We start from the raw sequence: 13,815 nt of genomic DNA, 5'->3' as shown, positions 1-13,815 counted from the left end.
GCTCACCCTCCTCCGCCCGCGGCGAGCCGCATGAGGTCGGTCGTGAAGTCGACATCCGTGGTGCTGTGTTCGGCGCGAGTCGCGTTGCCCGCGAACTGGTGCTGATAGCCGCCCCAGGCGCTCTCGGTTATCGACGGGCCGACGCCGCTTCGCACGAACAGCGCCAATTCGGTCGCCGCACGCTCGATGCGGTCGCCGAGCGTCGCGGATCCCCAATCCTCGGGCGCGGCGAACAGTGACGTCGGAAGGGGGAGCGCGCGGAGGAACGCGAACAGGGGCCGGAGCTGCTCGTCCACGACCATTGCGTGCCGCGCCGTGCCGGCTGTCGCAGCGAGCAGGACCGGCTTCGCGATGAGCAGGTCGTTGTCGAGCACGTCGACGAAGGACTTGAACAGGCCGCTGATCCCAGCCTTGTAGACCGGGGTGCTTGCGATGACGGCGTCGGCGGCCGCGAGACGTTCGATCGCCGCCTGCAGGCGCTCACCGGGGATTCCCGACACGATGGCTTGAGCGATCTCGACCGCCAGCGGACCCAGTTCGATGACGCCGACGGATGCCGGCCTCCCGGCCTCACGGAGCAGGTCGATGCTCTTCTGCGCCGCCCGCTCCGCCAGCAGTCTGGTCGAGGAAGGCTCGCTCACTCCGGCGCTCACGATGATCAGGCGCACGGGGAGGCGCGGAGCATCCGGTTCGACCGGGTCGTGCAGCCCGGAAAGCTGATCGGTCATGACGTGAACCTTTCGACGGCGTTCTGCTGAACTCTCGCGTTCGTGCCGGTGGCGCCGGCGAGAAGCGTGAGGCTGAGCTCACGGAGTGCCTCGAGTTGCTCGGCGTCCAGAGCGCGGGACATCACCCGGGCGACGTTCTGGGCGACATGCGCACCGACGCGTCGCTGACATTGCGCGCCTTCGTGAGTGAGGAGGATGCGTTGCGCGCGGGCGTCGCCGACATCGTCACTGCGTTCCACCAGGCCGCGGGCCTCCAGACGGGTGATCAGCCGGCTCATTCCGGGCTGGGTGAGCAGCACATCCTCACCCAGTTCGGTGATGCGCAAGCCGTCGGGCTCGGTCGAGAGCGCGTGGAGGACGGCGTACTCCTTCGTGAGCAGGCCGTCCCAGATGTCGGCGTCGGAGAGCTCGCGGGCGATCGTGGCCTGTGCGCGGTAGTACGCCTCCCAGGCCTCGTTCGCGAGTCGGACATCGCGGACCATCGTCACGCCACCATCGGGAAGCGAGCCTCGACGGCCGGGTCGCTGTCCTGATACGGCGACGCACCTGAGAGGTTGTCGCCGCGGTTCGGATTCGGCCGCGGCTGCCGTGGTTCCGCATCGCCGTACTTCTCGGCGATGAGGCTCGCGTGGGTCGGGGCATTCGGAACACCCGGGGCGCGCCGGGCTGCCATTTCCCTTCGGAGTACCGGTACGACCTCGGTGCCGAGCAATTCGACCTGCTCGAGCGCCATCTCGACCGGGAGTGCCATGCTGTCGACCGTGAAGAGCTGGCGCTGGTAGTCGCCGAAACCCTCCTGAAAGGTGAGGGTCTTGTCGATGACCTCTTGCGGACTGCCGACGCTCAGCGGCGTTCGCGTCATGAAGTCGTCGAGCGAGCTTCCCCGGAACATGGGGTACTGCTCGAAGTAGGGGCGGAAGCTCCTCACGGCATCCTGGGAACGCTTCGCGATGAAGGCCTGACCGCCGAGGCCGACGATCGCCTGTTCCTTCGTGCCGTGTCCGTAGTGCTCGAATCGCTCCCGGTAGAAGTCGACGAGCGGCTTGAAGTGCAGGTTCGGCGCAAGGATGTGATTGGCGAAGAATCCGTTGCCGTAGAACGCGGCCTGCTCGGCGATCTCGGGTGTGCGGATGGAACCGTGCCAGACGAACGGCGGCACATCATCGAGGGGACGCGGGGTGGAGGTGAAGCCCTGCAACGCCGTGCGGAACTTCCCCTCCCAGTCGACGACATCCTCCCGCCAGAGTCGGTGCAGCAGGTTGTAGTTCTCGAGAGCGAGAGCGACGCCCTGGCGGATGTCCTTGCCGAACCACGGATAGACCGGCACGGTGTTGCCGCGCCCGACCATGAGGTCGAGGCGGCCCTTCGCCACGTGCTGAAGCATGGCGTACTCCTCGGCGATCTTCACCGGGTCGTTCGTGGTCATCAGCGTGACGGACGTGCTCAGCACGATGTTCTTCGTCAGCGCCGCGATGTGCGCCAGCAGGGTCGGCGGTGAGGATGGCACGAACGGGGGATTGTGGTGCTCTCCGAGTGCGAACACGTCGAGCCCGACCTCGTCGGCCCGTTGTGCGACTCGCACCATATTGGCGATGCGCTCCGCCTCACTCTGCGTGTACCCGGTGGTCGGGTCGGGGGCGATGTCCCCGACGGTGAAGATTCCGAACTGCATTGTGTCCGCCTTTCCGCGGTGTCTTGTCAGTCACAACAACATGACTGCGCATGTATTCCCGCGTCGCTCGATCTGTTCTCCTGAGTGCAGTTCGATGGGTTCGCCAGTCTCTCCTGTCAATAGGATTGGCGCATGCGCATCCACATCGCGACCGACCACGCCGGCCTCGAGTTCAGCCGCACGCTCGTCGATCACCTGACCAACGGCGGTCACGAGGTCGTCGACCATGGCCCGGCCGAATACGACGCCCTCGACGACTACCCGGCGTTCTGCATCAACGCGGCGCTCGGCGTCGCGCGCGACCAGGCCGCGGGAGTACGCGCGCTCGGCGTGGTCTTCGGCGGTTCGGGCAACGGCGAGCAGATCGCGGCCAACAAGGTGCGGGGCATCCGCGCCGCCCTCGTCTGGAGCATGGACACCGCGATCCTCGCGCGCGAGCACAACGACGCCAACGTGATCTCGATCGGTGCGCGCCAGCACACCGTCGAAGAGGCCATCCGCTACATCGACGCCTTCATCGCCGAGCCGTTCTCGGGTGATGAGCGGCACGTGCGACGCATCGCGCAGGTCGCCGAGTACGAGACGACGGGTGACATCGCGGGCAAGGGCGTCGATACTTCGACAGGCTCAGCACGGCGCGACTCGCCGGAGTCCGCCAGCGGCGCCGACGGGGTTTCGACAGGCTCAACCAGCGAGGACTGAGCATGCCCGAGGGTCACTCCGTTCACCGCATCACCCGGCAGTTCGAACGCAACTTCGTCGGGCACGTCGTGCACGCGTCGAGTCCGCAGGGCCGGTTCGCGGTCGGCGCGGCCGAGATCGACGGGCGGCGCATGATCGACGCCCGCGCCGTTGGCAAGCAGATGTTCCTCGGCTTCGAGGGCGATGTGTGGCTGCGCGTGCACCTCGGCATGTACGGCGCGTGGGACTTCGCGGGCGACATCCTGATGGATGCGACGATCGCCTCGGCGAACGGTCGCATGGGTCAGACGAATCAGGCGGGAACATTTCTCGACGGGCCGAACCCCGATGCGGTCGTGCTCGACACGGCGGGTGAGAACTCCCTGCAGTCCATCGGCGCGCCCCGCAAGACCCGCTTGCGCATGTCGGAGTCCGAGAAGGAGGGGAACGAGCTCACGACGTTTCCCCCGGAGCCGATCGGCCAGGTGCGGGTGCGCCTGCTCACCGACACGATCTGCGCCGACCTCCGCGGGCCCACCGCGTGCGAAGTGCTCGACCCCGCGCAGGTCGAGGCCGTCGTCAACCGCCTCGGGCCGGACCCGCTGCTCGACGACGGGCCCGAGGCGGAAGAGCGCTTCACCCGCACGATCCTGAAGAAGCCCACCCCGATCGGCCTGCTGCTGATGGACCAGAACGTCGTCGCCGGCATCGGCAACGTCTACCGGGCCGAGCTGCTGTTCCGTGCCAGGCAGAACCCGCATACGCCGGGCAAGCTCGTGCCCGAAGAGCACGTTCGTCACCTCTGGCGCGATTGGGCGAAGCTGCTGCGCATCGGCGTCGAGACCGGGCAGATGATGACGATGGACGACCTCGACCCCGAGGCCTACCGTGCTGCGATGGCCAACCGCGCAGACCGCCACTGGGTCTACAAGCGCGAGGGCCTGCCGTGCCGCGTCTGCGGCACGAACATCGTGCTCGAAGAGATGGGTGCCCGCAAGCTCTACTGGTGCCCCTACTGCCAGGCCTGAGAACTGCGGATTGAGCCCGTCGAAACCCACCCCGAGGAGACCCGATGCGCCAGAACCCCAGCTTCACCCTCGCGAGCGACGACGGCGTGAAGCGCCTCATCCGCGAGCACCCCTGGATGACGATCGTCAGCATGACGGATGCCGCGGGGCTCGTCGCATCCCACTATCCGGTGCTCCTCGATGAGACCGCCTCCGGCATCGTGCTGCTCACGCATGTCGGCCGGCCCGACGAGGTCGTGCACGAGCTCGGACGCCACGAGCTGCTGATCATCGTGCAGGGCCCGCACGGCTACATCTCGCCCGGCTGGTACGACGCGAATCCCGCGGTACCGACCTGGAATTTCGTCACGGCGCACCTCTACGGCACGCCGGAGCTGCTCTCCGCCGACGAGAACCTTCGGGTGCTCGAAGCGCTCGTCGACCACTTCGAAGACCCCATGCCCGAACCGCGGCGCATGCGCGGCACCGCGGAGAACTCGGCCTACGCCGATCGCATCTCCGCGGGCACCATCGGCCTCCGCATTCCCATCACGCGGTTCGTCGCGAAGAACAAGATGAGCCAGAACAAGCCTGCAGAGACCGTCGATCGCATCATCGACGAGCTCGAGGGCGACGGCCCGTATGGGAGCCCCGCGCTCGCCGCAGAGATGCGCCGCACCCACGAAGCGTTGCGGGCGGCTCGGGCGTGAGAGCTTCGGTCACGACGGGTGCCGCGGATGTCGCTGGGTCGCTGCTGCTCGCCGGAGCCCGGTTGCCAGGCACTGACGGGCTCGTCGACCTCCACCTCGACGGAGGCCGCGTCGCCGCGGTGATCCCTTCCGGTGCCGTCCGGCCCCGCGGCATCCGCCGTCTCGACCTCGACGGCCGCTTCGTACTGCCCGGCCTGCACGACCGGCACGTGCACTTCTCCCAGTGGGCGATGGTGTCGCGCCGCCTCGATCTCGCCGGGGCCGAGTCGGCGGCCGCCGTCGCACGCCTGGTCGCGGCATGCGTCGACCGAGGCGCACACGAGGTGATCGGATTCGGCTATCGCGACGGGCTCTGGGCCGATGCGCCCTCCCGCGAGGGGCTCGACGCCATCTCGGGTGGCGTGCCGGTGGTGCTCGTCTCGGCCGACCTGCACTCGTGCTGGCTGAACACCGCGGCGCTGCGACGACATGGCGTCGAGTCGCTCGCCGGGCAGAGCGGACAGCTTCGCGAAGACGACTGCTTCCGCCTCGTGCGGCAGCTCGACGACATCGCCGACGAGGTGCTCGACGGATGGGTCGCCGAGGCCGCACGACAGGCAGCAGCCCGCGGAGTGGTCGGCATCACCGATTACGAGATGCGGTGGAACCGTGACGACTGGGCCCGGCGCGTCGGTTCGGGCGTCAACGAGTTGCGCGTCTCGTTCGGCGTGTACACCCAGCACCTCGACCGTGCGATCGATGAGGGTCTTCGCACCGGTTACGTCGTGCCGGCCACCGCGGGTCTCGTCACGGTCGGCGCGTACAAGGTCATCACCGACGGCTCGCTCAACACGCGAACCGCGTGGTGTTTCGACCCGTACTCGGGCGTTGCAGCGTCCGACCACCAGTACGGGCTCGCGACGGTGGCGCACGACGAGCTCGTGCCGCTCATGCGCCGAGCCCACGAATCGGGCATCACGCCGGCTGTCCACGCCATCGGCGATCAGGCCAATGCGCGGGTGCTCGACGCGTTCGACGAGGTGGGATGCGCTGGATCGATCGAACACGCCCAACTCTTGCTTCGCGACGACATCGCGCGCTTCGCACGCCTCGGTATCGTCGCGAGCGTGCAGCCAGAGCACGCGATGGACGACCGCGACGTCGCCGACCGGTATTGGGCTGGCCGCACCGAACGGGCGTTCATGCTCGCCGAGCTCGCGGCTGCGGGCGTCGAGCTCGCGCTCGGTTCCGACGCACCCGTCGCGCCTCTCGACCCATGGGTCGCGATCTCCGCCGCGGTCGGGCGAACTCGCGATGGCCGTGAGCCCTGGCATCCCGAGCAGGCGATCGAGGCACGAACCGCGCTCGCGGCATCGACCGGCGGGCACGGCGCCGCGGTGCAGGTCGGCGGAGCGGCCGATCTCGCCATCGTCGAGATCGACCCGCTCGAGGCATCCGTCGACGAATTGCGCCGGATGCCGGTCGCAGGCACGCTCCTCGCCGGCCGCTTCACGTTCTCGTCGATCCACTGAGGCCGCAGCGCGCGACGCGCGCGATCACACGCGATCCCCCGCGCGTCATCGCTGCGCGAGCGGGGGAAAACCCCCGATGCGATCGGGGCGTGCACCGGCTGGGTTGCCGGCCCCGACGTCACGAGGCTGGAGTCATGCTTCAGACACGCCTCCGCAGACCCCGTGCCGCGATCGGATCCGCGCTCGCCGCAGTCGCGGCCGGCGGGCTCATCGCAGTGGCCTTCGCGGGATGCAGCAACGCCGGTCCGAGTCAGGTCTCCACCGTCGGCGATGTCGTGTTCGACAAGCCGCTCGCGATCCCGCCGCTCGCCGAGGCGACCGTCGACGCCGACGGCACTCGAGTCTTCGCGCTCGACGCGCAAGCGGGCGAAACCGAGTTCGAACCGGGCCAGCCCGACAAGACCTGGGGTTTCAACGGCAGCTATCTCGGCCCCACGATCGTCGCCAAGCGCGGCGACCACGTGCGCGTCGACGTCACGAACTCGCTCGAGGAACCGACGACCGTGCACTGGCACGGCATGCACCTGCCGGCGGAGATGGACGGCGGGCCGCACCAGATGGTCGACCCGGGTGGCGCGTGGTCGCCCGAGTGGGATATCGACCAGCAGGCGGCGACCCTCTGGTACCACCCGCACCCGCACGGCGAGACCGAAGACCACGTCTCTCGCGGTCTCGCGGGCATGTTCATCGTGCAGGACGACGCCGAGGCCGCTCTTGGCCTCCCACGCGAGTACGGCGTCGACGACGTTCCCGTGATCGTGCAGGACACCGGCTTCTCGGCGGAGGGGAAGAAGGAACCGAACCCCTATGGATACGCCGGGGGACTCGGCGACGAACTCATCGTCAACGGCACCCGCGGCCCGTATCTCGACGTGGAAGACGAGCTCGTACGGCTCCGACTCCTGAACGCCTCCACCGCCCGCAGCTATGCGTTCACGTGGAGTGATGGGCGGCCGGTGGAACTCATCGCGACCGACGGCGGTCTGCTCGAGGCATCCGTCGAACTCGATCATGTGCGTTTGTCGCCGGGGGAGCGCGCCGAGGTGCTCGTGCGCGTGACTCCCGGCGAGCGCCTGACTCTGCAGTCGCTTATGACCCCTGAGATCGCCTCGCTCGTGGCGCCGATCGCTGCGACGAACGGCGGCACGGACTCGTACGACGTGCTCGAGTTGCGCGCCGCCGACACACTCGACCCGGCGCCCGCCGTGCCCGAGCGGTTGAATACGATTCCCGAGTTCGACGAGGCCGAGGTTGCGAACACACGAACTTTCGAATTGAACGACAGCTTCGAGATCAACGGCGACTCGATGGACATGGGCCGAATCGACGCGACCGTGACGGTCGATACCCTCGAGCGGTGGGTGGTCGAGAATGCGACCGACGTGCCGCACAGCTTCCACGTGCACGACGTGCAGTTCCGCATCGCATCGATCGGCGGCGCCGCACCACCACCCGAGCTCGCGGGCTGGAAGGACACGATCTTCACCGAGCCGCACACCGAGTACGAACTCCTGATGCGCTTCGAGGACTACACCGACCCCGACACGCCGTACATGTACCACTGCCACCTGCTGTGGCACGAAGACCAGGGAATGATGGGCCAGTTCGCCGTTGTCGAACCGGGCCAGCGTGCGACGATGACTGAAGGAACCCACCATGAGCACTGAAACCATCACCCAGACTGCGCCCGAGGCGGCCCCCACGGATGCCGCGGCGAAGCGCCGCAGCTACTGGTCGCTGTGGGCGACGGTGCCGCGGGAGTTCGGCTTCCTCATCCTCACGATGCCCATCGCGATCGCGGGCCTCGTGCTGCTGTCGACGACCTTCTTCACCGGGCTCGGGCTCATCATCCTCGTCTTCGGCGTCTTCATCCTCGTCGCGTCGTTGTTCATGGCGCGAGGCTTCGGCACGCTCGAACTGGCGCGCCTTCGCGGGGCGGGGCGGCGCCCGATCGCCCGACCGCCATGGGAGCGGGCCGACCCCGACCGGGGCTTCTGGCGCACGATATTCGCACCGTTCATCGAAGGCCACTACTGGCTGTACCTCCTGCACGGCATGGTGATCAACCCGATCGTCAGCGTCGTCACGTGGAGCGTCACCGTCGCATGGACCTCCGTCGCACTCGGCGGCACTACCGGCTGGATCTGGCAGGGGTACATTCCCGAGGGCCGTGGCGATCAGGACTTCTGGCTCTACGACGTCGTCGTCGACTGGGCCTTCCCCGGCAACACGATGAGCGTGGATCCGCGGGTGGGCGAAGCGATCTTCGAGTTCGTCATCGGCCTGATCTTCCTCGCCACGCTGCCGTTCGTCTTCCGCGGCCTGACCCTGTTGCACGACGTCATCGCGCGCGGCGTGCTCGGCGCATGGCGCTCCGAGGCTCTCGAGCGCGAGGTTGCACAGCTCTCCGCCTCCCGCGGCGCCGCCGTGCAGGCCGAAGACGCCTCGCTTCGCCGCCTCGAGCGCGACATTCACGATGGCCCGCAGCAGCGGCTCGTGCGCCTCCAGATGGACCTCGCCGCCATCGAGCGCAAGCTCGAGCGCGACCCGGACTCGGCGCGTGGACTCCTCGGCGAGGCCCGCGAGCAGGCCCGCGAGACGCTCGACGAGCTGCGAGCTCTCTCACGAGGCTTCGCACCTCCGATCCTGCAGGACCGCGGTCTCGCCGTCGCCCTGCAGTCGCTCGGGGCCCGGAGCCCGGTTCCGGTGACGATCGAGATCGTGTTGCCGACGGATGCCGCGCTGCCGGCGCCGATCGAACGCAACGTCTACTTCGTCGCCGCAGAGCTGCTGACGAATGCCGTGAAGCACGCCGAGGCCACCGGCATCCGTCTCTCCGTCTCGACCCGCGACACCGGGCCCACCGGCCACTGGATCGACCTCTGGGTGACTGACAACGGGCGCGGCGGTGCAACGCTCGCTTCCGGCCACGGGCTCGCCGGGCTGCAAGATCGGGTGCAGGGCCTGCGCGGCATGTTCGTCGTCGACAGCCCCGTCGGCGGACCGACGACGATCGGCGCCCACATCCCGTACGTGCCGCTCCAGTCGCCGCCTTCAGGCAACTGACCCGATCAGCGGATGCCTCGCGGCCGCACCGCCGCGAGGCATCCGCTCGCCCCCCGCTAATGTGGGGGGAATGACCGACCGCACGCCGCTCCGAATCGTGCTCGCCGAAGACTCGGTGCTCTTGCGTGAAGGTCTGATACGTCTGTTCGATGAGGCCGGCTTCGAGACGGTCGCCGCCTACGGCGAAGCCGATTCGCTGCTCGCAGCGCTCGACGAGACCCGGCCCGACCTCGCCGTGCTCGACGTGCGCATGCCGCCGACGTTCCGCGACGAGGGAGTGCGCGCGGCCCTCGAACTGCGACGGCGAATGCCGAAGGTCGGGGTGTTGCTGCTCAGCCAGTACGTCGAGGGCACCTACGCGCACGAGCTGCTCTCATCGGGCGAGGGTGGCATGGGGTACCTCTTGAAAGATCGCGTGGCATCTCTCGACGAGCTCGAAGACGCGGTCGAACGCGTCAGCCAGGGCGGCACCGTGCTCGACCCGCAGGTGGTGCGCGAGCTGATCGCGCGTCGAAGCGACCCACTCGAGTCGCTGACCCCACGCGAGCGCGAGGTGATGACCCTCATGGCCGAGGGCCGCACCAACGCCGGCATCGCCAAGCAGCTGTTCATCGGCGTCGGAGCTGTGGAGAAGAACGTCACCTCGATCTTCCAGAAGCTCGGCCTCGAAGACTCGGGCACCGACCATCGGCGGGTACTCGCGGTGCTCACCTGGTTGCAGCGCTGATCACCGCTGGTCGTCGCAGCCGTGGGACGAGTCGGGCCCGGGTGCATCCGCCGTCATACCGGCATTTTGCACCCGGGCCCGTCAGGCCGCCATCGCGCGTTTACTTCACGGCGACGTGCGAGAAGAGGAACCAGCGGTCCCTATCGAGCCCGCGGCGGATCTCGATGACGACGTCTTGGCTCACCGGGTCGAGCTCGTCGAGGCCCTCGATCGCTTCGGCGACCTTCTCGGCGGCGAGGTCGATCTGCGCGACGACGTCGGCGATCGCCTCGTCGTAGGGCTGGAAGCCGAGCTTCGGGTTCACGGCCCCGCTCTTGTCGGAAACAGACTTCAGGCGGCCGTCGACGGGCAAGCCGAGGGCGACGACCCGCTCAGCGGCGAGGTCGGCCCAGTCCTGTGCGTGCGCCACGACCTCGTCGAGCAGTTCGTGCACGGCGATGAAGTTCAACCCGCGTACGTGCCAGTGCGCCTGCTTGCCGTTGACGGCGAGGGCGACGAGCTCCTGCACGACGGGCGTGAGGAACTGGGCGACGCCCGAGGCGACGTCGGCGTTCGCGCCGGTCTTCGGGGTCTTGGGAGCGATCTTGGTATCGGTCATGTGGTCCACCTTCCCTGGAGCGTATGTCTTCCTCAACGCTACGCGGATGCCCGCGTATTTCAAGGAAGGGAAGGCTCGGCTGGGTGGGGGTTGACATCGGGCGTTGCGGATGTCGCAGCGCCGGACGTGCCGCGGGATGCAGCTACGCGCCGACGAGCGGAGTGATCTCGTCGATGTCGGCCTTATGGGCGGCGACCTCGAGCTCGAGGTCGTAACGGGTTTGGAGGTTCAACCAGAAGCGTGCAGAGGTGCGGAAGGCTCGAGCGAGTCGAAGGGCGGTGTCAGGGGTGATCGATCGGGTGCCGTGAACGATGCTCCCGATGCGCGGCGCCGGCACCCTGATCGCCTTCGCGAGCGCATACTGCGTCAGCCCGAGCGGCTTCATGTACTCCTCGAGGAGAATCTCTCCGGGGTGGATCGGTTCGAACGTGTCGGTCATGATGTCTCCTTTCAGTGGTAGTCGACGATTTCGACGTCTTCAGGACCAGAGGCGGTCCAGATGAAGCAGATCCGAAACTGGTCGTTGACACGAATGCTGTGCTGCCCGTGCCGGTCGCCGCTGAGGCTCTCCAATCGGTTGCCGGGCGGCGAATTGGCATCGGCGAGCGTCTCGGCGGCATCGAGGATGAGCAGTTTTCGGAGCGCCATCCTCTGGAGATCCGGCCCGAACCGTCGCACATGCTCACGTCTCCACACATGCTCAGTTGCCGCGTCGGCGAAAGAACGGATCACGACTCAATAGTAACGCAATGCGATAATAACGGCAAGCGTTTCTAGTGGAGCGATTCGCTCGCAGGGACGCCTGCGGGTGACCGAGCGACTCGATCGGACTGACGTGTGCGTCGCAATCGACGGAGGATGAATCGATTGGTCGGAGTGCCTTCGGTGTCCGTGAGTGCAATTGCCGGCGCTATGCCCGTTCAATCCTGACTCAATGACAGAAGCAGTGCTACTCGACGGCGAGCGTTCGGGGCATCTCATGCCGGAGAGCCGCGGTGGTCGGTGCGACGGTCGCCGCGAGGGTGAGCACTAGGCCGCCGCCGGCGATCAGTGCGATGGTTCCGAACGACACTACGGGGAACGGCAGTGCGAGCGCGGCGGCGACGATGAGCCCGCCGATGACGGTGGCGAGTGCCCCGAGGATGGCCGCAGTGACGGTGAAGATGACGGCCTCCCAGATCGCGGTGAGGATGATTCCGGTGTGCGTTGAGCCAGCCGCCTGGACGAGTGCGAACTCGCGTTCGCGTGCGTGGCCGGACATGAACACGGTCGCAGCAGCGGCAACGGCCGAGAGCAGGAGCGGGCCGCCGAGGAGGATCACGACGCCTTCTGGCGCAAGATCGAATCCCTCGTTGGTGCCGGTTCGCGTGGCTTGGGCTGCTGCAAGGGTCGCGCCGGTGGTGTAGAGGCCGCCGGCAAGGGCGATGGCGACCATGAGCGGGCCGATCGCGGCGCTGGACTGGCCGAGCCGGTAGCGGGCGGTGTTGCGTGCGAGAAACCACGACGCCGATGCCCTCGCCGGCAGCAGCGACGTCCATGCTCGAAGGACGATCGGGAACACAACGGGTCCCGCTGCAGCGAGGGCCGCCGCGATGAGTGGCGTGAACAGGATGGCTTGGCCGGAAAGCGCGGACATCGACGCGCTTCCGTCGAGGTTCATCGCCAGCGCGGTGGTGCCGGCGAAGATCGCCGCAGTGAGGACGATACGGACCCGCCCCATCTTGATCAGGGGCAGGTCCGCGTCGCGCAGCGCCTCAATAGGGGGTGTGCGACTGGCCCGGCGTGCGCCGCGGAGCCCGCCGAGGAGCACGACCGTGGTGATCGCGGCGGTCACCACGAACACACTGACAAGTCCCAGGTGAAGCGTGATGCCCTGCATCTGCTCCCAATCACTGAACGCCCACGTGAACAGCGGGCCGAATGTCGGGATCGCCACTATGCATCCGATCAGCGCGCCGATGATGCCGACGATGGCGAGCTGAGCGAGCACCACCAGCGCGACAAGGAGAGGTCGGATACCGACGAGTTGCCACAGGGCATAGCTGCGCTGTTGCAGGGCGACGGTGAGGTTCGCGGTCGAGCTGAGCACGATGAGCGCGGCGACGGTGGTGAACATGATGACGGCGGCGCTGGTGCTGGCAAGCCCTTCCTGTATGCGGCCGCCATGGACCGCGCCGGTCTCGATGAGTCCGGCGGCAATGGCGGCGACGAAGCCGGTGGCGACGGTTACGGCGACGATGCCGAGCCACACCCGGCCGTGAGCGGCCAGATCGGACAAGATGAGCCGGATCACGCGGCGACCCCGGCGAGAGTGATTGCCTCGAGTACCTGTTCGGGAGCCGGATGCCGGAGTTCGCTGTGGATGAGGCCGTCTCGCAGTACCAGCACGCGGTCGGCGAGGGCGGCAGCTTCGAGGTCGTGCGTGACGACGATGACCGAGCGGTGGTCATCGGCTGCGCCACGTAGAAGCCGGAGCACGTCGGCGCCGGTTGCGGTATCGAGGGAGCCTGTGGGCTCGTCGGCGAACACGAGGTCGGGCCGCATGGCGAGCACGCGGGCGATCGCGACACGCTGCTGTTGCCCGCCGGAGAGCTGCCCAGGCCTGTGGCTGCCCCGGTCAGTCAGCCCGACTTCGGCCAGCACGCGATCGATGCTCGCCCGGTTCACCCCCCGGCGGGCGAGTCGCGCAGGCAAGGCGATGTTCTCCCGGGCGGTGAGGGAAGGGATGAGGTTGTAGGACTGGAACACGAAACCGACATGCTTGCGACGAAGAGTGGCGAGTCCACCGCGCCGGAGCGTGCGCAGTTCGCGCCCGGTGAGTTGAACGGAGCCGGAGTCGTAGGGTTCGAGCCCGGAGAGGCAGTAGAGCAGTGTGGACTTGCCGGAGCCGGAGGGTCCGACGATGCTGACCATCTCGCCGGGATGAACGTCGAGGGAGATCCCGCGCAGCACCGGCACGCGGGGTTCCTTCGGCCCGACTCCGGGGAAGGTCTTGTGCAGGTTCTCGGCGCGAATGAGCGGTTCGGTCACACTCTCTATTGGATGCGACGGCCGGGACGGGCGCGAGGGGGCGAGGTGGAGAGTCGGGGTAGAGCTGGCTCTACTCTTCGCAAAG

Annotated in this window: 15 protein-coding genes; 7 read left to right on the top strand and 8 right to left on the bottom strand. The window is 67.7% G+C overall.

Annotated elements, in window-relative coordinates; all coding sequences use genetic code 11:
• Positions 1 to 2: 2 nt before the first annotated feature.
• From AC1C2U_RS03665 to AC1C2U_RS03655, 3 genes are read right to left on the bottom strand one after another with little or no spacing between them, the layout of a single operon-like run.
• Complete coding sequence (locus AC1C2U_RS03665) at positions 3 to 728, bottom strand: CE1759 family FMN reductase (protein WP_495360352.1); 726 nt, start codon at positions 726 to 728, stop codon at positions 3 to 5.
• Positions 725 to 1,210, bottom strand: coding sequence for a MarR family winged helix-turn-helix transcriptional regulator (locus AC1C2U_RS03660; RefSeq protein WP_495360351.1), 486 nt, complete (start codon positions 1,208 to 1,210; stop codon positions 725 to 727). The genes AC1C2U_RS03665 and AC1C2U_RS03660 overlap by 4 nt, the downstream gene beginning before the upstream one ends.
• Positions 1,211 to 1,212: 2 nt before the next feature.
• Entirely contained in the window at positions 1,213 to 2,400 is a 1,188-nt protein-coding gene (locus tag AC1C2U_RS03655) for a CE1758 family FMN-dependent luciferase-like monooxygenase (protein ID WP_495360350.1), read from the bottom strand.
• Positions 2,401 to 2,532: 132 nt separating this feature from the next.
• Between AC1C2U_RS03655 and AC1C2U_RS03650 the strand changes: the two genes are divergently transcribed.
• The 7 genes from AC1C2U_RS03650 (at position 2,533) to AC1C2U_RS03620 (ending at position 10,102) form a co-directional block, all read left to right on the top strand.
• Entirely contained in the window at positions 2,533 to 3,102 is a 570-nt protein-coding gene (locus tag AC1C2U_RS03650; protein ID WP_495360349.1) for a ribose-5-phosphate isomerase, read from the top strand.
• 2 nt (positions 3,103 to 3,104) lie between these two features.
• Positions 3,105 to 4,109 (top strand): Fpg/Nei family DNA glycosylase, encoded by a 1,005-nt coding sequence (locus AC1C2U_RS03645; RefSeq protein ID WP_495360348.1) that lies wholly within the window; start codon positions 3,105 to 3,107, stop codon positions 4,107 to 4,109.
• A 44-nt stretch (positions 4,110 to 4,153) separates the two neighbouring features.
• Positions 4,154 to 4,798, top strand: coding sequence for an FMN-binding negative transcriptional regulator (locus tag AC1C2U_RS03640; RefSeq protein ID WP_495360347.1), 645 nt, complete (start codon positions 4,154 to 4,156; stop codon positions 4,796 to 4,798).
• Positions 4,795 to 6,309: an amidohydrolase gene (locus tag AC1C2U_RS03635; protein WP_495360346.1), complete on the top strand. Its 1,515-nt coding sequence runs from the start codon at positions 4,795 to 4,797 to the stop codon at positions 6,307 to 6,309. The genes AC1C2U_RS03640 and AC1C2U_RS03635 overlap by 4 nt, the downstream gene beginning before the upstream one ends.
• A gap of 134 nt (positions 6,310 to 6,443) precedes the next feature.
• Positions 6,444 to 7,976 carry a multicopper oxidase family protein gene (locus AC1C2U_RS03630; RefSeq protein WP_495360345.1) on the top strand — a complete coding sequence of 511 codons (1,533 nt, stop codon included), beginning with the start codon at positions 6,444 to 6,446 and terminating at the stop codon, positions 7,974 to 7,976.
• On the top strand, positions 7,966 to 9,375 hold the full coding sequence (locus AC1C2U_RS03625; RefSeq protein ID WP_495360344.1) for a sensor histidine kinase: 1,410 nt from the start codon (positions 7,966 to 7,968) through the stop codon (positions 9,373 to 9,375). Before AC1C2U_RS03630 ends, AC1C2U_RS03625 begins: the two co-directional genes overlap by 11 nt.
• Positions 9,376 to 9,445: 70 nt before the next feature.
• Positions 9,446 to 10,102 carry a response regulator transcription factor gene (locus AC1C2U_RS03620; RefSeq protein ID WP_495360343.1) on the top strand — a complete coding sequence of 219 codons (657 nt, stop codon included), beginning with the start codon at positions 9,446 to 9,448 and terminating at the stop codon, positions 10,100 to 10,102.
• 100 nt (positions 10,103 to 10,202) lie between these two features.
• On the opposite strand, the gene AC1C2U_RS03615 is transcribed toward AC1C2U_RS03620, so the two are convergent.
• The 5 genes from AC1C2U_RS03615 to AC1C2U_RS03595 all read right to left on the bottom strand — a co-directional run bounded on the left by AC1C2U_RS03615 (position 10,203) and on the right by AC1C2U_RS03595 (position 13,730).
• Entirely contained in the window at positions 10,203 to 10,700 is a 498-nt protein-coding gene (locus AC1C2U_RS03615; protein ID WP_495360342.1) for a Dps family protein, read from the bottom strand.
• Between the two features lie 142 nt (positions 10,701 to 10,842).
• Positions 10,843 to 11,139, bottom strand: a complete 297-nt coding sequence (locus AC1C2U_RS03610; protein ID WP_495360341.1) for a HigA family addiction module antitoxin — start codon at positions 11,137 to 11,139, stop codon at positions 10,843 to 10,845.
• Between the two features lie 11 nt (positions 11,140 to 11,150).
• Positions 11,151 to 11,432 carry a type II toxin-antitoxin system RelE/ParE family toxin gene (locus AC1C2U_RS03605; protein ID WP_495360340.1) on the bottom strand — a complete coding sequence of 94 codons (282 nt, stop codon included), beginning with the start codon at positions 11,430 to 11,432 and terminating at the stop codon, positions 11,151 to 11,153.
• 217 nt (positions 11,433 to 11,649) lie between these two features.
• Positions 11,650 to 12,993 (bottom strand): FtsX-like permease family protein, encoded by a 1,344-nt coding sequence (locus AC1C2U_RS03600; protein WP_495360339.1) that lies wholly within the window; start codon positions 12,991 to 12,993, stop codon positions 11,650 to 11,652.
• Complete coding sequence (locus AC1C2U_RS03595) at positions 12,990 to 13,730, bottom strand: ABC transporter ATP-binding protein (RefSeq protein WP_495360338.1); 741 nt, start codon at positions 13,728 to 13,730, stop codon at positions 12,990 to 12,992. Before AC1C2U_RS03595 ends, AC1C2U_RS03600 begins: the two co-directional genes overlap by 4 nt.
• Positions 13,731 to 13,815 lie beyond the last annotated feature (85 nt).

It is taken from the genome of Agromyces sp. Y575, assembly GCF_059445445.1.
The sequence above is the reverse complement of the archived record's forward strand: the minus strand, read 5'-3'. Positions and strand labels throughout refer to the sequence as shown.